This is a genomic window from Ruegeria sp. YKSF131, assembly GCF_059612645.1.
Genome location: NZ_JBXWQZ010000040.1, coordinates 1 through 25555, shown reverse-complemented (window position 1 = coordinate 25555; position 25555 = coordinate 1). Strand labels below are relative to the sequence as shown.

Annotated in this window: 23 protein-coding genes; 11 read left to right on the top strand and 12 right to left on the bottom strand. The window is 56.0% G+C overall.

What is annotated here, in order from left to right; translation table 11 throughout:
* The first annotated feature begins 1 nt into the window (after position 1).
* A complete protein-coding gene (locus AC2FLZ_RS14330) occupies positions 2-1198 on the top strand; it encodes an acetate/propionate family kinase (RefSeq protein ID WP_480520532.1) in 1197 nt (398 codons plus the stop codon).
* Here the strand turns inward: AC2FLZ_RS14330 and AC2FLZ_RS14325 are convergent.
* From AC2FLZ_RS14325 to AC2FLZ_RS14305, 5 genes are all read right to left on the bottom strand, one after another.
* Positions 1195-1962 (bottom strand): citryl-CoA lyase, encoded by a 768-nt coding sequence (locus AC2FLZ_RS14325; RefSeq protein WP_480555355.1) that lies wholly within the window; start codon positions 1960-1962, stop codon positions 1195-1197. The genes AC2FLZ_RS14330 and AC2FLZ_RS14325 overlap by 4 nt on opposite strands.
* Positions 1959-3143, bottom strand: a complete 1185-nt coding sequence (locus tag AC2FLZ_RS14320; protein ID WP_496882317.1) for a CaiB/BaiF CoA transferase family protein — start codon at positions 3141-3143, stop codon at positions 1959-1961. The genes AC2FLZ_RS14325 and AC2FLZ_RS14320 overlap by 4 nt, the downstream gene beginning before the upstream one ends.
* A complete protein-coding gene (locus AC2FLZ_RS14315) occupies positions 3136-4647 on the bottom strand; it encodes a tripartite tricarboxylate transporter permease (RefSeq protein WP_480477308.1) in 1512 nt (503 codons plus the stop codon). The genes AC2FLZ_RS14320 and AC2FLZ_RS14315 overlap by 8 nt, the downstream gene beginning before the upstream one ends.
* A 1-nt stretch (position 4648) precedes the next feature.
* Positions 4649-5131: a tripartite tricarboxylate transporter TctB family protein gene (locus AC2FLZ_RS14310; protein WP_480520538.1), complete on the bottom strand. Its 483-nt coding sequence runs from the start codon at positions 5129-5131 to the stop codon at positions 4649-4651.
* A 65-nt stretch (positions 5132-5196) separates the two neighbouring features.
* Positions 5197-6177 (bottom strand): tripartite tricarboxylate transporter substrate binding protein, encoded by a 981-nt coding sequence (locus AC2FLZ_RS14305; protein ID WP_480625505.1) that lies wholly within the window; start codon positions 6175-6177, stop codon positions 5197-5199.
* A gap of 108 nt (positions 6178-6285) precedes the next feature.
* On the opposite strand from AC2FLZ_RS14305, the gene AC2FLZ_RS14300 reads away from it, so the two are divergent.
* Genes AC2FLZ_RS14300 through AC2FLZ_RS14290 form a run of 3 tightly spaced genes read left to right on the top strand, consistent with a single transcriptional unit; the run spans position 6286 to position 9297 of the window.
* The gene (locus AC2FLZ_RS14300; RefSeq protein WP_496882316.1) at positions 6286-6954 is read left to right on the top strand and encodes a response regulator transcription factor; all 669 of its coding nucleotides are present in this window, start codon (positions 6286-6288) and stop codon (positions 6952-6954) included.
* Positions 6944-8311 carry a sensor histidine kinase gene (locus AC2FLZ_RS14295; RefSeq protein WP_496882315.1) on the top strand — a complete coding sequence of 456 codons (1368 nt, stop codon included), beginning with the start codon at positions 6944-6946 and terminating at the stop codon, positions 8309-8311. Before AC2FLZ_RS14300 ends, AC2FLZ_RS14295 begins: the two co-directional genes overlap by 11 nt.
* Positions 8290-9297: an ABC transporter substrate-binding protein gene (locus AC2FLZ_RS14290; protein ID WP_480606797.1), complete on the top strand. Its 1008-nt coding sequence runs from the start codon at positions 8290-8292 to the stop codon at positions 9295-9297. The genes AC2FLZ_RS14295 and AC2FLZ_RS14290 overlap by 22 nt, the downstream gene beginning before the upstream one ends.
* An 8-nt stretch (positions 9298-9305) precedes the next feature.
* Here the strand turns inward: AC2FLZ_RS14290 and AC2FLZ_RS14285 are convergent, their stop codons facing one another.
* Positions 9306-10622: an HlyD family type I secretion periplasmic adaptor subunit gene (locus AC2FLZ_RS14285; RefSeq protein ID WP_480555352.1), complete on the bottom strand. Its 1317-nt coding sequence runs from the start codon at positions 10620-10622 to the stop codon at positions 9306-9308.
* On the bottom strand, positions 10622-12361 hold the full coding sequence (locus tag AC2FLZ_RS14280) for a type I secretion system permease/ATPase (RefSeq protein WP_496882314.1): 1740 nt from the start codon (positions 12359-12361) through the stop codon (positions 10622-10624). Before AC2FLZ_RS14280 ends, AC2FLZ_RS14285 begins: the two co-directional genes overlap by 1 nt.
* A 394-nt stretch (positions 12362-12755) precedes the next feature.
* Here AC2FLZ_RS14280 and AC2FLZ_RS14275 point away from each other — a divergent pair, with 394 nt between their 5' ends.
* From AC2FLZ_RS14275 to AC2FLZ_RS14245, 7 genes are all read left to right on the top strand, one after another.
* A complete protein-coding gene (locus AC2FLZ_RS14275; protein WP_480477294.1) occupies positions 12756-13532 on the top strand; it encodes a FadR/GntR family transcriptional regulator in 777 nt (258 codons plus the stop codon).
* Positions 13525-14676 carry an aminotransferase class I/II-fold pyridoxal phosphate-dependent enzyme gene (locus AC2FLZ_RS14270; protein WP_496716011.1) on the top strand — a complete coding sequence of 384 codons (1152 nt, stop codon included), beginning with the start codon at positions 13525-13527 and terminating at the stop codon, positions 14674-14676. Before AC2FLZ_RS14275 ends, AC2FLZ_RS14270 begins: the two co-directional genes overlap by 8 nt.
* A 35-nt stretch (positions 14677-14711) precedes the next feature.
* Complete coding sequence (locus tag AC2FLZ_RS14265; RefSeq protein ID WP_496882313.1) at positions 14712-15971, top strand: ABC transporter substrate-binding protein; 1260 nt, start codon at positions 14712-14714, stop codon at positions 15969-15971.
* Positions 15953-16903, top strand: a complete 951-nt coding sequence (locus AC2FLZ_RS14260) for a carbohydrate ABC transporter permease (protein WP_480520556.1) — start codon at positions 15953-15955, stop codon at positions 16901-16903. The genes AC2FLZ_RS14265 and AC2FLZ_RS14260 overlap by 19 nt, the downstream gene beginning before the upstream one ends.
* A gap of 10 nt (positions 16904-16913) precedes the next feature.
* Positions 16914-17756 (top strand): carbohydrate ABC transporter permease, encoded by an 843-nt coding sequence (locus tag AC2FLZ_RS14255; RefSeq protein WP_480477286.1) that lies wholly within the window; start codon positions 16914-16916, stop codon positions 17754-17756.
* A gap of 11 nt (positions 17757-17767) precedes the next feature.
* On the top strand, positions 17768-18835 hold the full coding sequence (locus AC2FLZ_RS14250) for an ABC transporter ATP-binding protein (RefSeq protein WP_480625500.1): 1068 nt from the start codon (positions 17768-17770) through the stop codon (positions 18833-18835).
* 67 nt (positions 18836-18902) lie between these two features.
* Positions 18903-20132, top strand: coding sequence for an AGE family epimerase/isomerase (locus tag AC2FLZ_RS14245; protein ID WP_480477282.1), 1230 nt, complete (start codon positions 18903-18905; stop codon positions 20130-20132).
* A gap of 144 nt (positions 20133-20276) precedes the next feature.
* Here the strand turns inward: AC2FLZ_RS14245 and AC2FLZ_RS14240 are convergent, their stop codons facing one another.
* The 5 genes from AC2FLZ_RS14240 to hpaD form a co-directional block, all read right to left on the bottom strand.
* Positions 20277-21332: an aldolase/citrate lyase family protein gene (locus tag AC2FLZ_RS14240; protein WP_480520562.1), complete on the bottom strand. Its 1056-nt coding sequence runs from the start codon at positions 21330-21332 to the stop codon at positions 20277-20279.
* Between the two features lie 12 nt (positions 21333-21344).
* Positions 21345-22145 carry a 2-oxo-hept-4-ene-1,7-dioate hydratase gene (gene hpaH / locus AC2FLZ_RS14235; RefSeq protein ID WP_480555342.1) on the bottom strand — a complete coding sequence of 267 codons (801 nt, stop codon included), beginning with the start codon at positions 22143-22145 and terminating at the stop codon, positions 21345-21347.
* Positions 22142-22996 carry a fumarylacetoacetate hydrolase family protein gene (locus AC2FLZ_RS14230; protein WP_496882312.1) on the bottom strand — a complete coding sequence of 285 codons (855 nt, stop codon included), beginning with the start codon at positions 22994-22996 and terminating at the stop codon, positions 22142-22144. Before AC2FLZ_RS14230 ends, hpaH begins: the two co-directional genes overlap by 4 nt.
* Complete coding sequence (locus AC2FLZ_RS14225; RefSeq protein WP_496882311.1) at positions 22996-24441, bottom strand: NAD-dependent succinate-semialdehyde dehydrogenase; 1446 nt, start codon at positions 24439-24441, stop codon at positions 22996-22998. The genes AC2FLZ_RS14230 and AC2FLZ_RS14225 overlap by 1 nt, the downstream gene beginning before the upstream one ends.
* A 93-nt stretch (positions 24442-24534) precedes the next feature.
* Positions 24535-25386, bottom strand: a complete 852-nt coding sequence (gene hpaD / locus AC2FLZ_RS14220) for a 3,4-dihydroxyphenylacetate 2,3-dioxygenase (RefSeq protein ID WP_480488665.1) — start codon at positions 25384-25386, stop codon at positions 24535-24537.
* Positions 25387-25555 lie beyond the last annotated feature (169 nt).

Sequence of the window (25555 nt, the reverse complement as noted above, 5' to 3'; positions counted from 1 at the left end):
CATGACACATGTCGTGACACTGAATGCCGGATCGTCTTCGATGAAGTTCGGCCTGTTCGAACTGACAGAAGACGATCCAATCATGGTGTGCACCGGTGTGGTCGAACGGATCGGCGAGCCTGAGCCAACCGTCAAGGCGCGGTCATCTGGCGGCGGAGTTCTGGCGAATGGCACGGCAGGAGATATTCACGATCATGCCGCCGCCCTGGACTGGGTACTGAACCTGTTGTCACGTGCCTTCCCCAGTTGCGAGGTCACCGCGGTTGGGCATCGTATTGTTCACGGCGGACCTGAGATCGATACGCCATTGCCGTTGACCGCCGCTGCTTTGGAGGAGTTGGACAAGCTCTCTCCGTATGCACCTCTGCACCAGCCGCACAACCTGGCTGGCGTCAAGGCAGCTATGGAACGCTTTCCAAATGCCGCCCAGATTGCCTGTTTTGACACGGCCTTTCATCGCAATCACCCCTGGGAGAACGACGTATTCGCCCTGCCGCGCGAGTATTACGACAAAGGCGTCCGCCGCTATGGTTTTCACGGGCTTAGTTATGAGTACATCTCGGACCATTTGGCCAAAACCGCGCCACTTTTGCACGCGGGGCGGGTTGTGGTCGCGCATTTGGGTAACGGTGCGTCGATGTGTGCCATGATCGGGGGGCGATCCGTCGGTTCGACCATGGGGTTTTCGTCGTTGGACGGGCTGCCGATGGGATCACGTTGCGGTCAGCTCGATCCAGGTGTTTTGTTGTATCTGATGGATCAGGAAGGGTTGAGCGCCTCAGAGATTTCCGACCTTCTGTTTCGCAAATCAGGTTTGCTGGGTCTGTCCGGACTTTCAAGCGACATGCGCACTCTTGAAAAAGCAGATACCCGTGAAAGCCGACAGGCCATCAGCTATTTCACTTTCCGCATCCGCCGCGAACTTGGGGCAATGGCCGCAATATTGGGCGGTATTGATGCCCTGATCTTCACTGGTGGTATCGGAGAAAACTCGCGTCTTGTACGCGACAGGGTATGTTCCGGAATGGGGTGGCTGGGGATTGAACTGGATCCCGATGCCAACGCGGACAATGATCGGATAATCTCGACAAATCTGTCCCGTGTGGTGGCCATGGTTATTCCGACAAACGAAGAGCTGGTTATTGCCCGTGCTGCCGCAGATCTGTTGACAAATCGATCCCATCGGAAAAGTGCTTAGCCCGGCTGGTACGTCCAGCGATACGAGGGTGGGGTCGGCCCTTTGTTGCGACCACCTTGCTGCATCTGCTCCCAGGCATGTGCCAGAATACCCACTGATCGGGACAGGCAGAAAAGGCCGCGCGCCAATGGTGGCGCAAACCCAAGCTCGGCATAAATAACTGCGGTTGCGCCATCGATGTTCATCGGGACGGGTTTACCCTTACGCCGCGCAAGCTCTGCCTCGATCTGCTGCGCAATGCGCATGACCTGCCCATCGCAAGCACCGGTTTTCACCGCTTCGGCGACCAGTTCCATCAGGCGCGGCGCACGAGGGTCTGTGGGTGTGTGAAACCTGTGACCAAAACCCGGAAGTATCTTTCCGTGGCTTTCGATCCTCGCATTGATTGCCTGCTCCAAAGTGCCAGGGTAAAGGCCCACAAAGTGGTAGAGTTCCACGGTTTGCTCGCCAGCCCCTCCATGAATGTCGCCCAACATGTTCACGGCGCTCGCCATCGCGTTGTTGAGAGGCAGGCCACAGGTCACCGCCATGCGCGCGGTCGCAATCGATGGGGCCTGCGGACCGTGGTCGACTGCCGCGACCAGCGCGGCTTCGAACAATTGGGCCTGCGCTTTTGATGGGTGGTCGCCGCGTACCATGAACCAGATCATCTCCGCGAAACCCAGGCGTCCGATCAGGTTTTGAATCGGCTCTCCGCGCAGGTCGATCCGGCCAGGTTCCATATCGATGATGGATGTTGCCCACCAATCTGACACATCGTTCATATGATCCCCTCTCTGCGCAGCGCGTCGATTTCCGCGTCGGTCAATCCGTTTTCAGACCACACTGCCTTGTTGTCGGCCCCAAGTTTTGGTGGCGCGATTTGCGGCATTCGCCGGGTGCCATCCATTACGACGGGACTACCTGCAAGCTGCATCTGTTCGCCGTGAACCTGTAAAGAGCCAATCAGACCGCGATCGTAAAGTTGCGGGTCTGCAAGGGCCTCTGGTACGGTCAGAACTTGCCCAGCTGGAACACCCAAAGCGTTTAATTCACTCACCCATTCGGCCGCAGCCTTCGTTTTCAGGGTTCGTTCCAGTTTTGTACGTAAGGCGTGGCGGTTTCTTTTGCGGTCTTCGCGCGTTGCGTAATCAGCGTTGTCCAGAAGATCATCCCGCCCCAGACAGCGGGCAAGTGCCTGCCATTGCTCGTCCCGATTGGCCGCGATGTTGATCGGGCTGTCCAGCGTGGCAAATGTCCCTGAGGGGGCCGAGGTTGTGTTCTCATTCCCGTGTGCTCCGGGTGTTACGCCGCCCACCAGATAATTTGAAACAACCCAGCCCATCGTCGAAATTACGGCTTCGGACATCGCAACATCCAGATACGCGCCGCGCGGGTTGGCGTTCAATGCCGCCGCGACTGCAAAGGCAGCCGTCATCCCCCCGACCGTGTCTGCCAACGGATAGCCGACGCGATAAGGTGCCGTGTCGGGGGCGCCGGTGATTGACATCACGCCGCTGATACCCTGCACAATCTGGTCATAAGCCGGATCGCCGCGCCGGGGGCCATCCTGCCCGAACCCGCTGATGGCGCAATAGATCAGGTTGGAATTGACGTTGCGCAGAACTTCGTAACCAAGACCAAGACGATCCATTACTCCGGGCCGGAAGTTTTCCACCAGAACATCGGCTGACTGGACAAGGCGTTTCAGCAGCGCCTTGCCCTTTTCCGATTTCATGTCCAGCGTGACAGATTTTTTCCCGGCATTCTGCGCCAGAAAACTGATCCCCATCCCCGCCTTGTTTCTGGCAGGATCGGCTCCCAGAACGCGAGCAAGGTCGCCACCATCGGGGCGTTCGACCTTGATCACGTCGGCACCCATCAATGCCAGTTGGTAGCAGCAATACGGACCCGCGAGGACATTGGTCAGATCGAGAACCCGTATTCCCGCCAGCGGGTCAGTCACCTTCGGCAACCCCTTCCGCCCGGGCCTGTGCACGGCGCGCGCGGTAGCTGGGCAGGAGCACCAGAAGCGCCGCGATAACCAGCAGACCCAGCGTCATCGGGCGTTCCCAGATAAAGGCGATGCCATCGTACAACTGCATGGACCGTGAGAAGTTGTCTTCCATCATGCCGCCGAGGATGAAACCAATCAGCAGTGGTGCCAATGGGTAATCAGCGAATTTCAACGCCGTTGCGCATACCCCAAAACCTACCAGTATCAGCAGTTCGGTTGCATTGTTCTGCCCGATATAGGCCCCCATCAGAGTAAAGAACAAAATAAAGGGGATCAGATAGTTGCGCGGCACCGAGAGAACTTTGGCAATGTAGGGGATCAGCGGCAGATTCAGGATCAGAAGCACCAGATTGCCAATGAACATGGACATGATGACCGCCCAAAAGATCTGCGGCTCGTCCAGCATAAGGCGTGGGCCCGGCGTCACGTTCAGCGCAATCAATGCGCCAAGCAGGATCGCCGTCGTACCCGATCCGGGAATGCCCAGGGTCAGCAGCGGTACGAACGAGCCGGTACAGGCGGCGTTGTTTGCTGTTTCAGGCGCGGCCAGCCCTTTGATTGACCCTTTGCCGAATTCGTCCTGCTCGGCTTTTGGGGCGATGTTACGCTCGACCGCATAGCCCAGAAAACTGGCAATCGTTGCACCGGCACCCGGCAGAACGCCGATGAAAAACCCTTGGATAGACTGGCGGCCAATCACCGGAGCAATGGCTTTGGCTTCCTCCCTGCTTATGCGCAGGTCCTTGATTTCGCCTTCTTCGCCCTTAAGGTCCTTGGGTTTGAGAACAAGAAACAGAGCTTCGGGTAAGGCGAACATGGCCATTGCAAGTGTGATAAAGCCAAAACCCGACTGCAAATCCATGATGCCCATTGTGAAGCGGGGCATGTTGAACAGCGCGCCTTCGCCGACGGTTGCCATAATCAATCCAAGGATTGTCATTATGATAGCCTTGGCAACCTGACCTGTTCCCGCGAAAGCGGCAATGGCGGACAAGCCGACAACCATCAGCGCGAAATACTCGGCCGAGTGGAAAAGCAACGCAACAGAGGACAGGGCAGGAGCGAAGACCATCAACAGCAACGCACCGAACGTGCCACCTGCAAAGCTCGCAATTGCGGCAATGGTCAAGGCTTTGCCCGCTTTGCCCTGACGGGCCATCGGGTAGCCGTCAAAGCTGGACGCGACGGTACCCGCGACCCCCGGGGCATTCAGCAGAATAGAAGAGGTCGAGCCACCAAAAATGGCGCCATAATACACGCCGGCCAGCAGGATCAGCGCGGCCGACGGGTCACCCATGGAAATTGCCACCGGGATCATGATGGCGATGATCGACATCGGGCCCAGACCCGGAAGCATTCCGATGAATGTGCCGATCAGACAGCCTGCGACGACCATCAGCAGGTTTTGCAGTGAGAATGCCGTTTGCAGGCCAATCAGAAGTCCTTCAAGCATGTCAGCCTCCGAAAATGCCGGGCAAGGGGCGCATGTAAATGCCAAGGACTTCCTGAACCAGATACCAGACTGTACCGGTGGCAATCAGGGCGACGAGAAACATGAGATGCCATTTGCGTTCGCCCAATATAAATGATCCTAAGATTAGGAAGGCCGAGGTTGAGATCAGAAACCCAACAGGGCGCAGGCACAATGCGTAGACGACCATCAGAACCAGCAGCATGATCGCCTGACCAAGATGGTAATCGCCCAACCGCCGATAATCGATTTCAGGTTCGCTGGGTTCAGCCTTTTCAAAGCCCAGCAGAATGATCGTGGCCGTGATGATGCCCAAAATCGACAGCACTTTGGGAAAAGTGCTTGGCCAGATGGGATTTCTTTGCATGAAAGGAGGCAGACTACTGTCCATCGTGAACCAAGCGGCGTAGCCATATGTTAAACAAACACCCAGAAGAATGAGCGCGATCCAGCGATCCAGCGCCATGGGACCCCCTCCTTTTTTCGTCGTCAGGGATGGCAGAGCGGGTTACCGCTCTGCCCAAGTTGGATTCAGAGGAAGCCCAGCTTCTTCATCAGATCACCAATCTGTTGTTCTTGCTGCTCAAGAAATGACCGGAAATCATCGCCCGAGTTGTGGATGTTCACCCAACCGTTGCGTGCACGAACCTCTTCCCATTCCGGGGTGTCGTACATCTTTGCAATCGCGGCCTGATAGGCTGCAAGCTTGTCCTCGGGCAGGCCCGGGGCCGCGAAGAAGCCACGCCAGTTCACAAAGGTGGTGTCGATGCCCTGTTCTTTCATGGTCATCGCGTCTGGGGCGGCGTCAACACGATCTGCCGATGTAACGCCAATGATCTTGACTTCACCTGCGTTGGCCAAATCGACGGCCTCCGAAAAACCCGTAGACAGGGCTGCGATCTCACCGGACAGAAGGGCAGCCATGGCTTTGCCACCTGCATCATATGGGATGTATTTCACGCCAAGAGCATCCTTCCCAGCGGCTTCCATCACCATTGCTGCGACCAGGTGGTCCATGCCACCAGGAACTGAGCCACCGCCAATGGCCGTGTTGCCCGGGTCGGCGTCGAATGCAGCAAGTAGATCACTCATAGAGTTGATAGGGCTGTCTTTGCCGACAACAATTGCTGCGTAATCTCCAATCGTGCCCGACACCAACGTCAGGTCGCGGAAGTTGTGAGGGAACACGCCAGTCAACGAACGGATCACGATTGGCGTGGAGTTTACCATCAACGTCCCGTGGTTGCTGTCGGCGTTTTCAATCAGATAGCCGATGGCTTTGCCGCCACCACCGCCTGACATGTTTTCATAAGACGCGGTGCCCACAAGACCGGCGTTGGTAAGCGCTTCGCCGGTGCCGCGAGCGGTACCGTCCCAACCACCACCGGCGCCGCCGGGGATCAGAAAGTGGATGCTGTCCACCAGCTGGTCTTCAGCCAGAACGGGTCCTGCAAGACCTACAGCAGCAACAGCTGCGATCAGGGCGCGACGGCCCAGTTCGAAAGTTGTCATGATGTCCTCCCATTTGACAACGGGCCGCATGGCGGCTCAGATTGGGAAGAACAAAAACACACCAACCTGACATCAACCTGTCACGCGCGAGAATAGTATTAAAGCCCGATGAAATTTCTGCTTGTCGAAGACAATCTAGACCTCGCAAACGCGATCAGTTCCCGCATGAGGTTGGACGGGCATGTGGTTGATAACGCGTCCACATTAGGCGATGCAACTGCCTTTGTTGAAACTCAGGAATACGATCTGATCCTGCTGGATATCATGCTGCCGGATGGGGACGGTCGCGATTTCCTCAAGCGGCATCGCGCGAGCCATTTGGACACGCCAGTAATCGTTTTGACGGCCCGCAGTCAGGTTTCTGATCGAATCGGCTCGCTTGATCTGGGCGCTGACGACTATGTCACCAAACCGTTTGATCATGCCGAACTTGAAGCGCGCTGCCGCGCTGTTTTGCGCCGCAAGTCTGGGAATACGAAGACAACGATAGAAGTCGGCGGCATCGTATTCGACCCTCTTGCAGGCCATCTGACGGTGGGTGACGAGACCGTGTCGCTGCGTAACCGTGAACTGCGCCTGCTGGAATTGTTCATTAGCGCACCTGGTCAGGTTTTTTCGAAACAAAAACTAACCGACCGGCTGTTTTCTTATGAAGATGATGTCTCTGATAACGCGATCGAAGTTTATGTGGGCCGCTTGCGCAAGCATCTGGAACCCTCGGACCTGAAGATCACTACGTTGCGTGGGCTGGGATACAGGTTGGATCATGCCTCCTGATCCCAATGTGTCAGGATCACTGCGGAACAGGCTGGTTCTGACACTGATCGGTGGCGCGGCCATACTTGCGTTCCTGCTGTTTGTCGCAGTACGAAACTATGCTGCGCAGGTCGCGCTACAGGGGCAAGACAACATACTTGGCGCATCAGTGGCCTCTATCCTCGATGCGGCCGCTTTGCGGGAAGGCGTGTTGGAGGTCGATATCCCGTATGCGGCCTTCGCGATGCTAAGCACCCCTGCGGACGACAGAATCTTCTATTCTATCTTTCAGGACGGGTCGTTTCTGTCCGGATACGAGGATTTTCCACCGACCATAGGACCGCATGACGGCAAGTCGATTTTCAGGTTCAGCCAGATTCGCGGTGAAACCATTCGTCAGGTCAGCGCCAGCCGGACTTTGGTGGGATTGGATAAGCAAACCGAGCTCGTGGTCGCGCTGGGGCAAACGCAAGATGCGTTGGCGGAGACTCTGGACCAGATTTCGCGCAATGCGGCGATTCTGGGCGTAGGGTTCTTTGCCCTTGCCGCCGCTCTTTCCTTTTGGGCGACGTCCTCGACCATCGGGCAGTTGAACAGGTTGACAACCTCTGTCACCCGCCGTGGCCCACAGGACTTGAGCCCGTTCAAAAAGCCGGTACCCCGCGAAATGGCCCCATTGGTTGCTTCACTGAACTCATTGATGGGTCGGCTTGATCAGTCACTGAGCCAGTCAGAAGATTTTATCGCCGAAGCGGCTCACCGCGTTCGCACCCCGCTTGCCACTGTCAGGTCATATGCTGATGCCACTTTGCAAAGGGTTGAAAAAGAAGAAAACCGCGAGGCGCTGCGTTCGATGGTGCGCGCCATTGACGAAAGCTCACGTGCAGCTGGTCAGCTGTTGGATCACGCAATGATCACGTTCCGGGCTGATCATCTTGAGCGGGAAGACATAGACCTGAACGCCTTGGTCCGTGACCTTGTGCAGCGCCTAACACCAATTGCCGAGATGAAGGACCTGTCACTGTCGCTTTGTGGCGACCCACAGGTCATGTATTCAGGTGACCCCATCCTCATTCAAAACGCCGTACGCAACATGATTGACAATGCACTGAAATATGCTCCGGCCGACAGTTCTGTTCGCATCGAAGTCACTTCGGAACCACGGGTTCAAATCCGGGTAAAAGATCGTGGCACGGGGTTCCCCATAAACGAAATTGACACTCTCACGCGCCGTTTCGAACGGGGTAAGAACGCAAGTGGCACCATCGGGTCCGGTCTGGGCCTGACCATCGCGCGGGACGTTGCAACAGCGCATGGTGGAACGCTTGACTTGTCCAACAGGCAGGGAGGCGGCGCTTGCGTTACATTATCGCTTTAGTCTTCCTTTGGTTTCCTGCTGTCACACTGGCGCAAATCTGGGAGGATAGGCAAGTATTCAACGCCGAAGCAGACGAGGCGCATATTCGGGTCATCTCGAGCACGGATACGTTTTTGTTTGAGCCTATGATTTCCGGTTTTATCAAGGAGAACCCTGACATTTCTGTCGAGTATATGGTGACGGGTACTGCCGACATCGATCGAATCGTGCGTGCCGCACCGGAAGATTTCGATATTGTCATTTCCAGCGCTATGGACCTGCAACTGAAACTGGCCAATGACGGATATGGACGCGTGATCGATGACATATCTCTGCCGTCCTGGGCGCAGTGGCATCGCAGTCTTTTCGCCTTCACGTTTGAGCCCGCGACCATCGTGATCAACCGTGCCGCCTTTTCCGGCACGCCTATCCCGGAGACCCGACAGCAACTGATCGAAGCACTTCGAATGCGACCGGACAGTTTTCGGGGCCGGGTGGGAACTTATGACATCCGCCAGTCCGGTCTAGGGTATCTGTTTGCGACGCAGGATGCCCGTGCGTCAGAAACGTTCTGGCGTCTGATGGAAGTCATGGGCGGTTTGGATGTGCGTCTGTACTGCTGTTCGGGTGACATGATTGACGACCTTGTTAAAGGCGAGATCGCCGTCGCCTACAATGTACTTGGCAGCTACGCGGATGCGCGCGCCGGGCACAAGGATACGCTTGAGGTTATTCTGCCGTCGGATTTTCAGACGACCATGATGCGCACGGCAATGGTGCTTGAAGGTACACCCGTACCTGAATTTGCCGCGTCTTTTGTCCGTCACCTTGTATCCAGTCAATCCAGCCGGGCAGGTGGCAGCCATACCCTCCCGCCTTTGGCGCCTTATGACACGGACGAAGAACGTGAAACGATCGGGCTGGATCCAGCGTTGATGACGTTTTTGGACAGATTAAAACGCCGCCGGTTTCTGGCCGAATGGGAAAGCGCGGTAATCCAAAGATAGCCCTGCCGTTATTCCCTAAATGCACGATTGAAGTAATCGGCCATCGGCTTGACAAGATAGGACAACGGAGTGCGCTCATCGGTTTTGATCAGTGTCTCAACAGGCATACCCGGCAAAAGTTCCTGACCGTTGAGACGGTCCATTTCACCATCATTCATAATCACCTCGGCGCGGTAGAAAGTGAAGCCGGACTGTTCATCCGTGAAAGTGTCGGCAGACACGTTTTTGACCTGCCCGTCCAATTCAGGTGTTTCGCGCTGATTGAAGGCCGGAAATCGCAGGGCGACAGGTTGACCCACGTGCAGCTGATCCACATGGATTGCGTCCACACGCGCGGCGACCAGCAATGGCGTATCCTGTGGGACCACATACATCATGGGTTCGCCCGGCTGAATCACCGACTGCAGGGCAAAGACCTGACTGCCGTAAACGGTTCCGTTGACAGGTGCGCGGATGTCCAAACGTGCCATCCGCTCGGACAGGGATAGTCGGCGTTCCGATAGTTCAGCAATTTGGGCCTGTACGTCTCGCAAAGTGGTAATCGCCTCCTCCCGGCGGGTTGCAGTCAGTTCAACGATCTGGATCTCGGTTGATGCGATCTGCCCTTTGAGGCGGGCGACAGCGGCTTCCAGTCGACCTATTTCACCTGTCAGGCTGGCTTCTTCCCGTTGCAGGGCCAGCACGCGACTGGTTTGGGTCAATCCACGTTTCAACAGGCTTTGCTGGTCTTCCAGCTCATCCTCGATCAACTCAACCTGACGGCGCAGGGAAACGAGTTGGGCTTGTGTGCCTTCGATCTCACTTTCGATCTGAACCAACTGCTTTTTCAGTTGTTCGTGCTGCTTGGACATTGTTTCCACCCGCGCGTCGAACAAGTTTTGTTGCCCTACAATCAGGTCGGGATCAATGCTGTATTCCTCCTGTACCTCGTGCAACTGCGCCGACAGCTCTTGCGACGAAAGCCCGTCGCGTTCGGCCTGAAGCCGGGCACGCCGGACCAGAAGTTCGAAAAGCTGCGCTTCCACAATCGTCTGTTCGGACAATAGGAAAGTATCATCCAGTCTCAGCAACATCTCGCCCGAGGCGACCACATCACCATCGCGTACAAAGATTTCGCCAACAACGCCGCCATCAGGGTGTTCGACCACCTGACGGTTGCTTTGTACCTCGATCACGCCTGAGGATACGATCGCACCAGCTAGGCGTGTCTTCACTGCCCAAAGGCCCAGTCCGCCGACCAAAATGGCAAGCGCGGCGAATCCTACCAGGGCGGGGATTCTCATACTCCAGGCCTGCGCCTGCTTCTTGGTCGTGTTTTTTGCCATTATTCACCTACGGGGCTAAGCTTGCGCTTAATCGCGCCCGCATTCTGCACCATTGCGCTGAGAACCTCGTCACGACTACCGAACTTGACCACTTGTCCTTTTTCGACAACGGCCAGATCGTCACATTCCGAAATGGCCTGCGGGCGGTGTGTCATGATGATCGCGGCTTTGCCGGCCGCCTTGAGCCCCCTCACGGCCGCGTTCAAGGCTTCGGTGCCATCCGCGTCCAGTGCCGAGTTTGGTTCGTCCAGAATAAGCAGAACAGGGTCGCCATAGAGGGCGCGGGCCAGAGCGATGCGCTGTTTCTGTCCACCTGACAACTGACTGTCATTGCCTTCAAGGAAGGTGCCATAACCTTTCTCCAAAGACAGGATCAGGTCGTGTGCATTGGCTTTTTTGGCCGCGGCCACCACCGCTTCGGAATCCGGGTTCTCCGACATCCGGGCGATGTTCTCGGCCACCGTTCCGTTAAATAGGGTAACCTGCTGCGGCAAATATCCGATATGGCTGCCCAAATCGTTGGAGTCATATTGATCCAGAGTGGCACCACCCAGCCGAATTTCCCCGGCTGCCGGATTCCAAAGCCCCAGCAACGCCTTGGCCAGTGTCGTCTTTCCCGACCCGCTTTTGCCGATGACACCCAGCGCCTTGCCCGGTTGCAGTTTCAGATTGACGTTCCGCAACGTTGGCGTTGTTGCCCCAGGGGGAATGACAGTCAGCGATTTTGCTTCCAGCTGCGCCTTCGGGATGGGCAAGCGGATCCGCTGCTCTTCGGGTGGGGTCTGATCCAAAAACCGGCTGAGGGAAGTCCAGGCTGTTCGCGCACGTTCGATCATGCCCCATTGGCCAACCGCTTGTTCGACCGGGGCGAGGGCCCGACCCAAAAGGATTGAGCCCGCAATCATCGCGCCCGGTGTCATTTCATTTTGCAGAACCAGCCACGCGCCCAAGGCAAGCATTGCAGATTGAAGAAACAGTCGTAGCGACTTGGTCAGAGATATAAAACTGCCTGTCCAATCGCTGGCAGAAATGGTTTGGCGTAAGGCATTCGAACGCTGGTCCAACCACCGCTTTGTCACGTCCGCCTGCATACCTTGAGAGCGCACAACCTCTGCCGCTTGTCTCGCATGTTCCGCAAAGGCGTTTGCCCGCGCCGCTGCAGATTGTGCCTCGGCGACTTTCCTGCTGGTCAGCGCCTGATTGAGCAGTGCAATCACGACAAGTAGAACACCGCTTGTCACGGCCAGCCAACCCAGCAGGGGATGAAACAGGAAAATCGCGCCCAGAAAAACAGGCGTCCATGGTATATCCATCACCGCCAGCAGAACGGGGGACGAACACAGGTTTCGAATGGATTCCAGATCACGCAAGGCCGTCGCCGGGGCAGATCGTATTTGCGGCATAAGTGAACGCCGCAGCGTTGCTTCGAAGACGCGCTCATCCAACTGTGACTGGAACCGTGCGCCGAACCGGGCAACGATGCGTCCGCGGGCAAAATCCAGCATCGCCATCAGCGCATAAAGCAACGCCACCAACAAAAACAACGCTGTCAGTGTTTCCACCGCACGCGAGCCCAATACCCGGTCATACACCTGCAACATAAACAATGGGCCTGTCAGCATAAGCAGGTTCACAAAAATGCTGAACAAGAACGCCAAAGCAAGGAACGCGATCCCCTGATTGCGCACATTGCGCAGTTCATGTCGGGGGGCCGCGGATACGCGGTGTTCAGGTTTCAATGTTTTAAATCCATATTATTCGGAGATGCGACCCCGCACTTAAAAAGTTAGATCAGCCTTGCCAAGTTTGCACATCTTTTTTTGGGCAAGAAACCGCGGGTCCTTGGCGTAAAGAAGCACTATTCAGCCGTAGCTGACAAAAAAACCTAACGGCGATTATGGGCACCGTTAGGCGGGCGCTTCAGGATAACGGCAATTCGGGCGGAATACAGCAAGAAAGACGGTCACGCAAAGACCACAACCCGCCAACAAGCCGCAGGCGAGGAAGGCTGTATCGATCCGGCCGCGAAATGACCGAGACCAAATTTTTTCGACTTTATCTGTAGGGATGGCAAGTGTTGTTATATTGTCGGACATTATTGTTTATTTTGTCCTACATTAAATGTAGAAGTGAATGAAACACGAATCGGAGAAGTCGCACGTGGTCAAAAGAACGCCCCTAAAGGAAAAAGCTGAGAGTGTCGGCAACACCTTGAAGGTGCTACCGGCTGGCAGCAGTGGCCGGGACGTTCTGGAAGCTCTCTCTGGAATGATCGAAGCGGAAGGTTTGAAAGTAGGCGATCGCCTGCCGCCAGAGATCGAAATTGCAAATCAGCTTGGAATCGGACGGGCGAAGGTTCGCGAGGCCCTGACAAGTTGGCAGAACATGGGCATCGTTGTGCGGAACAAGAAAGCAGGGACGCGTTTGGCAGCCGAGGTATCTGCCAACACGATCCATCTCCCACTCACGCTGAAGCTCGAAGCCGAAAGCCTTTTGCGGACACACGCCGTGCGCCGGCCACTGGAAATCGAGGCTGCAAGGTTGGCTGCATTGAATTGCTCAGACGCGCAGCGGCTTTTGATTTCGGCCCGCGTTGCCGAGCTCATAGCTGTTCATTCTGCGGGTGAGGATTGGCGACCGGCCGACTACCGGTTTCACGCGGCACTGCATGAAGCGTGCGGAAACCCACTTTTCGGGCAGTTGATACGGCAAATTCAGAAAGCATTTCACGAAGTATATGACACCCCATTCGGCCAACCACACTTGGGTCAAGCCTCAATTCCAATACATGCGCAGCTGGCTGAAGCAGTTGTCGCAGGCCGTGCAGATGAAGCCGCGCGTATTATCGGCGAGATCATGGACATGGTCGAAGCAGAAGTCCTAGAAATCATGGAAAGTCAGAATGTCTGATTACAGAGACCTTGCAACGCGTCTTGCAACTATCTTCCCGGAAGAGGCAGGTTCGGTCACGCCTCCTATTGTTCAAACCTCACTATTCACCTTTGACAATTATCAGAGTTTTGAAGACCGGATGGCCGGAAGATCAGAAACAGCCATCTACACGCGCGTGGAAAACCCGACCGTCGCCGCGTTTGAAACGCTCATGGCTGAAGCCGAACAAGGTCAGGCTGCCGTTGCATTTGCTTCCGGGATGGCGGCCATTTCCTCAACGCTGCTGGCATTTGTCAAACCCGGTGACCGGATTGCCTGCGTCGAACACGTCTATCCGGATTCATTCCGGTTTATGGAGCGCATCCTGCGCCCGTTCGGGGTGCATATCGACTACCATGCGCCGGAGCGTTTCGAGAACGACCCCGATCTGCTTGCCGATGTAACGGTGGCCTATCTGGAGAGCCCCGGATCGATTGTTTTTGAGGCGATGGATCTACGTCGTGTCGCAGAGCATGCCAGACGCCACAATGTGTTGACGATAATCGATAATTCATGGGCAAGCCCGGTGTTCCAACGCCCCCTCGCACTGGGCATCGACATCGTCATCCACTCGGCCTCGAAGTACATTTCGGGGCACTCGGACACGGTTGCGGGCGTGGTGGTTGCCTCCCGGGACCATATCGCCCGCATCCGTGATCTGACACTTCCTTTGCTTGGGGCCAAACTGGCACCTTTTGAGGCCTTCCTGCTGACGCGCGGCCTGCGCACGCTGAACGCACGCATGATGCAGCATCAAGCGACGGCCAACATGTTTGTTGATCGCCTGGCCACTGTTCCGCAGGTCAGGCGGGTCAACTCACCAGGCGCCAACGACGTGCCCGGGCTGACGGGGCGGTCCGGACTTATGTCGGTTGAGTTTGATGACAGTGTCGACATCGCCAAACTTTCTGATGCCTTGAACCTTTTCCGCCTCGGTGTGAGCTGGGGTGGCTTCGAAAGTCTGATCCTGCCTGCGCGCGTCGGACTTGCTCAGGCTGGTGAACAAAACTCAATGCAGAAATTTGGGGTCTCACCCAATCTGGTGCGCCTGAGTTTGGGGCTCGAGTCGGCAGAAGATCTATGGGCCGATTTTTCTTCGGCGCTCGCCGAAAGCACGGCTTAGAACCGTTCGCTCAATAAAATCAACAGGAGGAAAACATGAAGAAACTACTAACTGGAATGACGGCTGCGGCCGTGCTCATGGGTTCGGCATCTTACGCCGAGACCACATTGAAACTGGTCGAGGTTATTACAAGCCCCGAGCGTACAGAGGTGCTTCAGGGACTGGTTGATGAGTTTGAAGCCAATAATCCCGACGTCACTGTCGAGATTGTATCGCTACCTTGGGGTAACGCGTTCGAAAAGCTGGCAACAATGGTGGCAGGTGGCGACATCCCTGATGTGGTTGAAATGCCCGATACCTGGCAGGCTCTTTATGCTGGGTCCGATCAGCTGGTCAGTCTCAAGGATCATGTCGCCGGATGGGAACACGGGGCTTCGCTGACTGACAAGACAGTCGCTATGGGCAGCCAGGCGGGTGATCTCTATATGATCCCGTACGGATTCTATCTGCGGGCGATGTTCTACAACAAGAAACTGCTGGCCGAAGCGGGTATCGACACTCCCCCGACAACGATGGAGGAGTTCAAGGCAGCCTCGGCCGCAGTGTCCGAGCTTGAGGGCAAGTATGGGTACTGTTTGCGCGGTGGTCCCGGTGGAACAAATGGCTGGATCATGTTCGCCGCAGCCATGAACGGCACCAACGAGTTCTTCACAGAAGACGGTGTCAGCCGCATCAACGAGCCCGGCTCGGTCGAAGGTATCCAGTTCATGATCGACATGTATCAGAACGGATATGCGCCCAAGGACGCCGTCAGTTGGGGCTTTAACGAGATCGTGGCCGGTTTCTATTCCGGTACATGTGCATTCCTCGATCAGGACCCGGACGCACTGATCGCTATTGCCGAGCGGATGCCTGCCGAAGATTTTGCGGTCATTCCGATGCCTGTCGGACCTTCGGGCAAAGCTTTCCCAACAATTGGGTTCGCAGGCTGGTCGATCTTCAATGCGACTGAACATGAAGACGAAGCCTTTGATCTGGTTGCGGCCTTGTCGACGCCCGAAGCCAACGCCACGTGGGCAAAACGCGTTGGCGTCATTCCGATCCACAAAGGCGCCGATCAGGATCCTCATTTCCAGACCGAGCAATTCAAAGGCTGGTTTGAGGAACTGAACGGCGAGCAATATGTGCCGACAACAATGCCAACCAACCTGGAACAGTGGGGCTATTTTGGCAGCACGCTTCTGCTGGAAACCAGTCAGGAAGCCCTGTTGGGGCAGCGCAGCGCGCAGGACGTCGCGGATGAGTGGGCTGATTTCCTCACTGACGAACACGCCAAGTGGAAGGCAAGACAGTGATTTCGCGCACTCAGAAAACTGTCAGGCCCGGGGAAACCCGGGCACGACGCTCGCTCTACCTACAATACATGGTCGAGCCGTTTTTCTATTTGTCACCCGCTATTCTTCTGATCGGTGCGGTGATCATGGTTCCGCTAATCATCGGAATCTCATATTCGTTCCAATCCATTGAGCTGTTGAAGCCTTTTGCTTCTGGCTGGATCGGGTTTGAAAACTACGTTGATCTGTGGGGAGACCGCAAGTTCTGGATCGCGATGGAGAACACGCTGTTTTGGACCTTTTGGTCGATAACATTCCAGTTTCTGCTTGGCCTTGGTCTTGCCATGCTTTTGAATACGCAGTTCTATGGAAAGAAACTTTTTCAGGCGCTTGTTTTCCTACCCTGGGCTGTCCCGACCTTCCTTTCTGCGCTGACATGGGCGTGGCTTTTTAACCCTGTCATCGGCCCGCTACCGCATTGGCTGGCCGCCCTTGGCATTCTGTCAGAGCCCTACAATATCCTTGGCGATCCCGAGCTTGCCATATGGGGCCCGATCACTGCAAATATCTGGTTCGGCGTTCCTTTCTTTGCGATCACGCTGTTGGCGGCTTTGCAATCGATACCCGGTGAGCTTTATGAGGCTGCAGAAGTCGATGGCGCGACCCCATGGCAGACCTTCACCAAGATCACCTTGCCGTTCCTTGCTCCGATGATCGCGATCACCGTGATGCTGCGGACGATCTGGATCGCCAATTTCGCCGACCTGATTTACGTGATGACCGGCGGCGGGCCTGCCAATTCGACCCAAATCCTGTCGACTTACATCTTCACCACAGCTTTTCGAAAATTGGACTTCGGCTACGCGTCAACCATTGCTGTGGCGCTGCTGGTGATCCTTCTGATTTACGCCGTTATCCTGCTCTGGCTTCGCAAGAAGCTGGTCAAGATTTGAGGAGTAGGCCATGTCAGCTGTCAGGAAACCCAACCCCCTGCTGGTTGTGGGCAAATACGCGGCACTTGCGTTCTATCTGATCTTTGCGTTGTTCCCGCTTTACTGGTTGCTCAAGATCGGGTTGACCCCGGACGCACTGATCTTTTCAGAGGGCACCCGGCTGTTTCCAAGCGAAGTGACCTTTTCAAACTTCAAAACAGTCATTTTTCAGACCGATTTTGTGGCCTATTTCCGGAACTCTCTTGTGGTGTCGCTGGGGGCGGCGTTCTTTACGACATTGTTCGCGGCTGGGGCGGGTTATGCCTTTTCCCGCTTTGTTTTCGCGGGCAAACGGATCATCATTGCCTTGATGCTGGTCACCCAGATGTTCCCGCTGCTGATGATCATCGCACCCATCTACAAGATCATCGCGGACCTGGGGCTGCTGAATTCGCTGACAAGCCTGATCGTTGTCTACACCGCGTTCAACATCCCCTTTGCAACATTCCTGATGCAGTCATTTTTTGATGGCATACCCAAAGATCTGGAAGATGCGGCGATGATGGATGGCTGTACACGATTTCAGGCGCTGCGCAAAGTGGTGTTCCCGCTGACATTGCCCGGGTTAGGGGCGACGCTTGGGTTTGTCTTTACTGCCGCGTGGTCCGAGCTGTTGTTTGCGTTGATGCTGATCTCGAAGAACGACGCGATGACATTCCCGGTTGGTTTGTTGACATTTGTTTCCAAATTCTCGGTCGATTGGGGGCAAATGATGGCGGCCGGCGTGCTGGCACTGATCCCAAGTTGCCTCTTCTTCATCTTCATTCAACGCTATCTCGTGCAGGGCCTCACGTCCGGCGCGGTCAAAGGATAGGAGGCCAGATCATGGCACGTATCGAACTTCGTGACGTTGCAAAACGCTATGGATCCGTCGAGGTTCTGCGCAACATCAACCTTGAGATTCAGGATGGTGAGTTCATCGTTCTGGTCGGCCCGTCAGGCTGCGGCAAGTCCACTTTGCTGCGCATGGTTGCTGGTCTTGAACCGATATCAAGCGGCGACTTTCTGATCGATGGCGAGCGCATGAATGATGAGAGGCCAAGGGATCGGGACATCGCGATGGTGTTCCAGTCCTACGCTCTCTATCCGCATATGGATGTCGCTCGGAACATGGGATTCTCAATGGAAATCCGCAAAGCTCCGGCTGCTGAACGCATATCAAAGGTCGCCCAGGCGGCAGAGACGCTGGGGTTGACCAAATTGACGGATCGCTTGCCCAAGGCCCTTTCAGGAGGTCAACGTCAGCGGGTTGCCATGGGGCGGGCCATCATCCGAGACCCACGCGCATTTCTGTTTGACGAGCCATTGTCAAACCTTGATGCGGCTCTGCGTGTCGAGATGCGGCTGGAGATCGCGCGGCTTCATCAAAAACTAGGTGCGACCATGATCTATGTGACCCATGATCAGGTCGAAGCGTTGACGCTGGCAGACCGGATCGTTGTTCTCAACGCAGGGGATATCCAGCAAGTCGGCAGTCCGCTCGAGCTTTATGAAAGGCCGGCCAACAAATTTGTTGCCCAGTTTATCGGCTCACCCACCATGAATGTTGTGCCTGTATTGGGAACCAAAACAGGTGTGAATGTCGGGAATGGGGTTGAAATCAGGATACTCGATCAACCCCTTACCGCTCAGGCGAAAGAACTGGGTGTAAGGCCGGAACATATCGATGTTGTGGACAACGGCACCGGTGACCTGTCGGCCGTGGCGGATGTTGTGGAACATCTGGGGTCGGACACGAACATCTACGTCAATGCCGAGGGGATCGGCCCCATGATGGTGCGCAAGCATGGCAATATCCCGGTGAAATCCGGGGATCGCCTTGGTTTGCGCATTCAAGCGCAGAATGCACATCTGTTTGCTTCGGATGGTACAGCGTTGAGACGGGCTTGCTGAGATGGTGGATAATTTGGAAGATCGGGCTTCGCCGCATGCGATAAAACTCCATCCGCGGGATCTTTAGATGAACGATAACCAGTTATTGCTGCCGGGGTCGCAGTCCGAAGCCGGGTTTTGGGTTGAAACGTCAAGACATCGCGATTGGTTGATGAATCAGGCCATGCGGCAACTTACGTTCTTCAGCGCGAGCTGCCGGGATGAGCCCGGGTTCTATACACTTGGTCACGATGGCCGCCCGTTGCCCGGCAAGCCGCAGGAGCTGCACACGACGACCCGGTTGGTTCATTCTTATGCATTAGGACTTCTGTCCGGTTTCCAAGGTGCTGAACGGATCATTGATCACGGCATGACATATCTCGATAGCCATCACCGAGATCGCGACCACGGCGGATATCTCTGGGCGTTGGATGGGGATCAGATCAAGGATGACCGCAAGCTTGCCTATGGGCACGTCTTTGTCCTTCTTGCCTCGGCAAGTGCGAAACTGGCGGGTCACCCGGATGCAGACAAGCTAATGACAGATGTCCAAAGTGTTCTGGAAAAACACTTCTGGGACGAAGAAGCAGGCCTGTTTCGCGATGAATGGAACAGGGATTGGACGCCGTTTTCCACATATCGCGGAATGAATGCGAATATGCACGGCGTTGAGGCAATGCTGGCCGCCTTTGAAGCCACAGGAGACGAAATCTTCCTGTCCCGCGCCGGTCGCATTCTGGACTTCTTCATTGGCAAAATTGCACCCGGTGAAAACTGGCGGCTTCCCGAACACTATTCGTCTGATTGGCAGATCAACCGGGATTATGCGGGTGACCCGATGTTCAGACCTTACGGAACAACGCCGGGGCATTCGTTCGAATTGGGTCGGCTTCAGCTTCAGCATTGGGATTTGTCAGGCCGAACGAACCCCAATGCTCCGTACAGGGCGCGCCGCTTGATTGCGCAGGCTTTGAATGATGCGTGGCTGCCTGGCGGCGGGTTGGCCTATACTCTTGATTTTGATGGTCGCGTTGCCAATGCTTCGCGGTTCTGGTGGCCCATCACCGAAGCCATAGGGGCGGTTGCCGCTCTGATCGCGCTAGACAGAAGGCCAGAAGACGAGGAGTGGTACAGAAAGCTCTGGACCTATGCGAGTGAAACACTTGTGGATCATCGACATGGCGGCTGGTTTCCAGCAGTGGATGGGGCAGGGGCTGTAGTGACATCTATTTTTGACGGCAAGCCGGACATCTACCACTCGTTGCAAGCCTGTCTGTTTCCGCTGTCAGGACGTTTGTCGAGGATGATGCCGCTTTAGGTTTGGAAAATCCTCAGTTGCGGCTTGTCTTACCCGAGTAAGAATCCGGTGCAGGGTCTTGTCGAATACCCGCAGACTACAAATCGTAGCCTGCGGCGGTGTCCGAATGTCAGGAGGTCGCTCGGTTGCCCCTGCATTCCAGTGTTATGCACTCCAATCAACCTTGAACTCTTCGCGAAATGCAAAGCGTTTCAAGTGGTCTTCTATGACTACTTTCCAGGAGTTCAAATCGCCACGTGGGCCGACTGAAGCAACTATGTCCAGCCCCTCGTCCGTCGCTTTCATCGCGACCGCACACCCGTTTTCAAATGAAACTTTCCCTTCAGTTACATCAAATTCTACTTGCCCCTTGTAGGACCAGTGCTTGCATAACTGCTGAAGATACTTGCTGGCCACATCTGTTGGCGCATTTCCTGACGCGCTCTGGTCCGGCAACATTTCCAACGCAGTTTCAGCCGCCCCGCGCATAGCCTTCGCAAAAAGTGTTACGTCGATATTCGTGGCCAGGAACGTAACCCCAAGATCCACGCACTTGCGCTGCATCACAGGGTCCAACGTCAGGATGCCCGCTGCCTTGCCCGCGGCCACGATCCGTTTCAACGCGTCCAAAACCGCTTCGACCACGTCGGTGTGGCCAGCATTGCCGATGTGGCCCATATCCGCGGCCAAATCTGACGGACCGATAAATACGCCGTCGACATCTGTGGTCAGAATGTCATCCAGTGCATCCAGGCCAAGGCGGTTTTCCACCTGAACCAACAGGCAAATCTGGTCACCTGCCGTTGTGAGGTAATCCGGAATCGCCGCAAAACGCGAAGCTCGCGCCAGAGCAGACCCAACGCCTCGAACTCCATGTGGGGGATATTGCACCGCGCGCACCAACTCCCGCGCTTGATCGCCGCTTTCAACCATTGGCACCAATATGCTTTGGATGCCAGCATCGAGATATTGCTTGATCATCCAGGTCTCGCCAATTGGCAGGCGCGCTACTGGCTGGCTACCTGTTCCTTCAATGACCCTCGCTTGCTCCAGAATGGACAGTAGATCGTTTGGGGCGTGTTCCCCATCCACAAGAAGCCAGTCAAATCTGGATGTGGCGGCGATTTCGGCGGCATATGCGTTGGCCATCCCAATCCAGCATCCGATCTGGGGTTTTCCGGCTTTCAGTGCGGCCTTGAAGGGGTTTGTTGGCGCGGGCAATGAAGTTCTCCTTCAGTCGAATTTGATATTGACCGAACCGAAGGGTCCGAACTCGGCGTTGATTTCTGATCCTGGCGGGCATTCGACAGGGCGGATGAAGCTGCCTGACAGGATCACTTGTCCGGGTTCAATACTTTGACCGTATTGCGCCATGCGCCGGGCCAGCCAGACAACACTTTCGACTGGATCATTCAATACGCCGGCACCAAGGCCGGTTTCCTCAATCTCACCGTTGCGGAAGGTCAAGGCACCAACCCAGCGCAGGTCGAAGTCGTCTATCGCGTGACGTTCCGAGCCCAGCACAATGCCCGCATTGGCGGCATTGTCGCTGATCGTGTCAAAGACGGTTCGGATCTTGCCGGTCTCGGGGTCCTGACGCTGAATACGTGTGTCCAGAATTTCAATCACCGGCGCGACGTAATCGGTGGCGGATATGATATCGTCGCGGCTCACATTCTCGCCGCCGACGGCGGATTTCATGACAAAGGCGATTTCAGTCTCGATCCGGGGCTGGATGAAACGGCCTGCAGGGACCGTACCACCGTGTTCAAACGCCATGTCATCAAACAGGATGCCGCTGTCGGGAATATCGATGTTTAGCGCATATTGCATCGCTTTCGACGTCAGACCGATCTTCCACCCGATGACCCTGCGCCCCTCGGCCAGTTTCTGGCGATAGATGGCATTCTGCACCTCGTAGGCGTCGCCCATATTCATTTCGGGGTGACGCAGGCTCAGCAGACCGATCTGGTCGCCGGTGCGTTCGGCCTGAAGCAGGTCGGCTGCCGCGCGGGCGTGCTCTTCGGGTGTCATACCTTCTCATCCTCGACCGTGTTGCGCAGGGTGCCGATACCTTCGACGAAGACCTCGACCACGTCACCCGGTACAAGATACTTTGGCGGGTCAAAGCGCGCGCCCGCTCCGGTGGGGGTACCTGTTACGATAATGTCACCCGGTTTCAGGGTCATGAAGGTCGAGATATACTCGATTTCGCGCCGGATCGGGAACATCATGCGGTCGAGGGTATCGTCCTGACGCAACTCACCATTGACGCGGGTCTGAATGCGGGCGTCATCCAATTGCGCCGGGTCGGTGAAAGGCACCAGCCATGGGCCGATCGACCCTGAATTGTCCCAGTTCTTGCCCTGAGTTACGTTGAACTTGGCATGGCGCACCCAATCGCGGATCGTGCCTTCGTTGCACAGCGTCAACGCGGCGATGTGATCATAGGCTTCGTCCTGCGAAATCCGACGGCCCGCCTTGCCGATCACAATGGCCACTTCGCCCTCGTAATCCAGCGTGCGGTTTTCAGGCGGGCGGATCAGCGGGCGGTTGTGGCCGGTAAAGCCGCTGGCAAAGCGCGGGAACAGCGACATGTATTCCGGCTGCGCGCTGCCATCCTTGTATTCCGCATTCCTGTCCGGGAAGTTCACGCCGACGCACAGAATGCGAAGGGCATCCGGCATCACCATTTCATAGGTGAAATCGGAATGGGTCACCGGCTTGCCCTCGGCCGCCGCAGCCAACCGGCTAAACTCACCCGTAGCGATGACCTCATACAGGCTGGAAAACTCAGGAAAATCACCGTTCAGGGTGATCGCACCATCATCGGTAATCGCGCCAAAGAAGGTATCCCCTTCGGCGGTAAAAGTAGCAAAGCGCATTAAGCCTCCTCGGCGGTGTCGATGCCGCCCATGCACAGGTATTTGAGTTCCATGAAGTCATTCAGCCCATGGCGCGAGCCTTCACGGCCCAGACCAGACATCTTAACCCCGCCAAAGGGAGCTTCCGCGGTCGAGATCAGGCCGGTGTTGATACCGACCATGCCATATTCCAGCTTCTCGGAAACTCGCCAAACGCGAGCCAGGTCGCGGGAATAGAAATATGAGGCAAGGCCGAACTCGGTGTTATTTGCCGCAGCGACGACTTCGCTTTCGGTGTTGAACCTAAAAAGGGGCGCGACCGGGCCAAACGTCTCTTCGGTCGCGACCGCCATCTCCGAAGTGACTCCGGTCAAAATGGTTGGCTCAAAGAATGTGCCGCCCATGTCGTGTGACTTGCCACCCAGAATGACATCGGCTCCTTTCGAGGTCGCATCAGCGATGTGTTCAGCAACCTTGTCGACTGCCGCCTGATCGATCAGCGGGCCGAATATGATACCTTCGTCAAAGCCATTACCAATGGGCAGAGTAGCTACTTTGTCGCGCAGCTTGGCGGCAAAGGAATCGTAGACACCGGCCTGCACGTAAATGCGGTTGGCACAAACACAGGTCTGACCATTATTTCGAAACTTGGCGATCACCGCCCCTTCAACAGCGGCGTCCAGATCAGTATCATCGAAAACAATGAAGGGCGCATTGCCACCCAGCTCCAACCCCAGTTTTTTGATCGTTGGCGCACATTGCACATATAGAAGCGTGCCGAACTCGGTCGAACCGGTAAAGGTCAGCTTCTGCACTGTCGGGTTCCCGGTCATCTCGCCGCCAATGCCACGGGCTGAGCCGGTGACGACCGAGAACAGTCCCGCAGGCAGGCCCGCTCTCTCGGCCAGAACTGCCAACGCGATAGCTGAGAACGGAGTCTGGCCGGCCGGTTTCAGAACCATAGAGCAGCCCGCCGCCAGTGCAGGGCCAGCCTTGCGCGTGATCATTGCGTTTGGGAAATTCCACGGCGTGATCGCGGCGACAACCCCAATGGGTTGTTTGATCGTCAGGATGCGTTTGTCTGGAGCGTGGCCAGGTGTGACATCACCATAGGCGCGGCGGGCCTCTTCTGCGAACCACTCTATGAAGCTGGCACCATAGGCGATCTCACCTTTGGCTTCGGCCAGTGGCTTGCCCTGCTCGGCTGTCAGGATGGCACCCAGATCGTCCTGGTTCTCCATCATCAGTTCGTACCAGCGGCGCAGAATTTGACTGCGCGTCTTGGCGGTGCGTTTAGCCCACCCGTGGCGCGCGGTCTCGGCGGCACCCAGATTGGGAACATGACCAATAACTTCGCCGGTGGCGGGGTTGGTGACGGCCAGGCCGGTGGCCGGGTCAGCTTCAATCCAGCGTGTACCTATAAGGGCAGCCTCACGCAGCAAACCGGGGTCATTCAAAGGAAACATATCGGGACCTGCATCAGTTCGAATTGGATAGATCAACGGCTTGCCCGGCCAAAAGGCATCATGAGCAAGCAATCGGAGTGGACATCGCGATCCTTAAACCGGGAATATGACGTTAGTCTGACCGGTGCCCGAGGACGGGAAATACTCGGTCACAACCTCGCATTTTTTGTCGTAAGCGTCCCAGCCGAGTGCGCCATACAGCATCGCGGTATCATGCATCGAGCCTTCACCGCAGCAGAAGTTGGCATAGTCCCCCAGCATCTTGAGGAACGTAGCGTGATCGCCGTTTTTCCACATTTCCAGCACGTGCAGATCCATCTGGCGGTTGAATTCTGAGCTGATTGTGAAAGTGCCGTTATTGGCGGCATAATCCTTGTTGGCCCAGATCTTGTGCGACAGCGAACCCGACGCCACCAGCAGCACCTTTTCGTCGCTGGCCTCGACTGCTTCACGGATTGCCTCGCCGACGATACGGCTCTCGTCATGGGCGTGCACGGTGCACCACGCACCGATCGACACCACTTTCATTTCGTGTTCACGGCTCATAAACCGCATCGGAACCAGCGTGCCGTATTCCACCTCAAGGCTGTCCAGGTGATGTGCCAGCGTATAGGCACCCTTTTCGGTCGCAATCCGCGCAATCGCATCACCCAATTCGGGGTTGCCCTCGTATTTATAGGGCAAGTCCTGAATGAACTGCGGGAATTCATTCGACGTGAATAGACCCTCAAAATGGTCGTTGGCGTTTATGTGAAAGCCCGCGTTCAACACCCAGTGCGTATCACAGATGACAACCGTTGTTGCGCCCAGCTCCTTGGCGCGACGAGCAATCTCTCGGTGGCCATCAATAGCCGGCTGACGCTTGCCTTTGATCGGTCCTTCCTGCTCGGACATGAGCAGGGTAGGCACGTGGGTCATTTTGGCGGCAAGTACAATTTCTCCCATGGTCTCCTCCTGGAGTAAGAGTTTCTTCGCGCGTATTTCGAGTGCAGTCGGTTACAGTTTCCCCAGCTTCATGATATTGTGTTTTCCTGTTGCGAAGCCGACGTGTTTTTGTTCCATGTAGAACTCGAAACTCCAGTCGCCGCCGTCGCGGCCGATACCGGATGCCTTG

Excerpts from the sequence above, each read along its gene's own strand:
- AC2FLZ_RS14325 (WP_480555355.1), bottom strand. The coding sequence starts at position 1,962 with ATGAACGATGTGTCAGATTGGTGGGCAACATCCATCATCGATATGGAA.
- AC2FLZ_RS14305 (WP_480625505.1), bottom strand. The coding sequence starts at position 6,177 with ATGACAACTTTCGAACTGGGCCGTCGCGCCCTGATCGCAGCTGTTGCT.
- AC2FLZ_RS14300 (WP_496882316.1), top strand. The coding sequence starts at position 6,286 with ATGAAATTTCTGCTTGTCGAAGACAATCTAGACCTCGCAAACGCGATC.
- AC2FLZ_RS14255 (WP_480477286.1), top strand. The coding sequence starts at position 16,914 with ATGTCAGCTGTCAGGAAACCCAACCCCCTGCTGGTTGTGGGCAAATAC.
- AC2FLZ_RS14225 (WP_496882311.1), bottom strand. The coding sequence starts at position 24,441 with ATGTTTCCTTTGAATGACCCCGGTTTGCTGCGTGAGGCTGCCCTTATA.
- AC2FLZ_RS14230 (WP_496882312.1), bottom strand. The coding sequence starts at position 22,996 with ATGCGCTTTGCTACTTTTACCGCCGAAGGGGATACCTTCTTTGGCGCG.
- AC2FLZ_RS14330 (WP_480520532.1), top strand. The coding sequence starts at position 2 with ATGACACATGTCGTGACACTGAATGCCGGATCGTCTTCGATGAAGTTC.
- AC2FLZ_RS14295 (WP_496882315.1), top strand. The coding sequence starts at position 6,944 with ATGCCTCCTGATCCCAATGTGTCAGGATCACTGCGGAACAGGCTGGTT.
- AC2FLZ_RS14250 (WP_480625500.1), top strand. The coding sequence starts at position 17,768 with ATGGCACGTATCGAACTTCGTGACGTTGCAAAACGCTATGGATCCGTC.
- AC2FLZ_RS14310 (WP_480520538.1), bottom strand. The coding sequence starts at position 5,131 with ATGGCGCTGGATCGCTGGATCGCGCTCATTCTTCTGGGTGTTTGTTTA.
- AC2FLZ_RS14315 (WP_480477308.1), bottom strand. The coding sequence starts at position 4,647 with ATGCTTGAAGGACTTCTGATTGGCCTGCAAACGGCATTCTCACTGCAA.
- hpaH (WP_480555342.1), bottom strand. The coding sequence starts at position 22,145 with ATGACACCCGAAGAGCACGCCCGCGCGGCAGCCGACCTGCTTCAGGCC.
- AC2FLZ_RS14275 (WP_480477294.1), top strand. The coding sequence starts at position 12,756 with ATGAAACACGAATCGGAGAAGTCGCACGTGGTCAAAAGAACGCCCCTA.
- AC2FLZ_RS14265 (WP_496882313.1), top strand. The coding sequence starts at position 14,712 with ATGAAGAAACTACTAACTGGAATGACGGCTGCGGCCGTGCTCATGGGT.
- AC2FLZ_RS14285 (WP_480555352.1), bottom strand. The coding sequence starts at position 10,622 with ATGGCAAAAAACACGACCAAGAAGCAGGCGCAGGCCTGGAGTATGAGA.
- AC2FLZ_RS14270 (WP_496716011.1), top strand. The coding sequence starts at position 13,525 with ATGTCTGATTACAGAGACCTTGCAACGCGTCTTGCAACTATCTTCCCG.
- hpaD (WP_480488665.1), bottom strand. The coding sequence starts at position 25,386 with ATGGGAGAAATTGTACTTGCCGCCAAAATGACCCACGTGCCTACCCTG.
- AC2FLZ_RS14245 (WP_480477282.1), top strand. The coding sequence starts at position 18,903 with ATGAACGATAACCAGTTATTGCTGCCGGGGTCGCAGTCCGAAGCCGGG.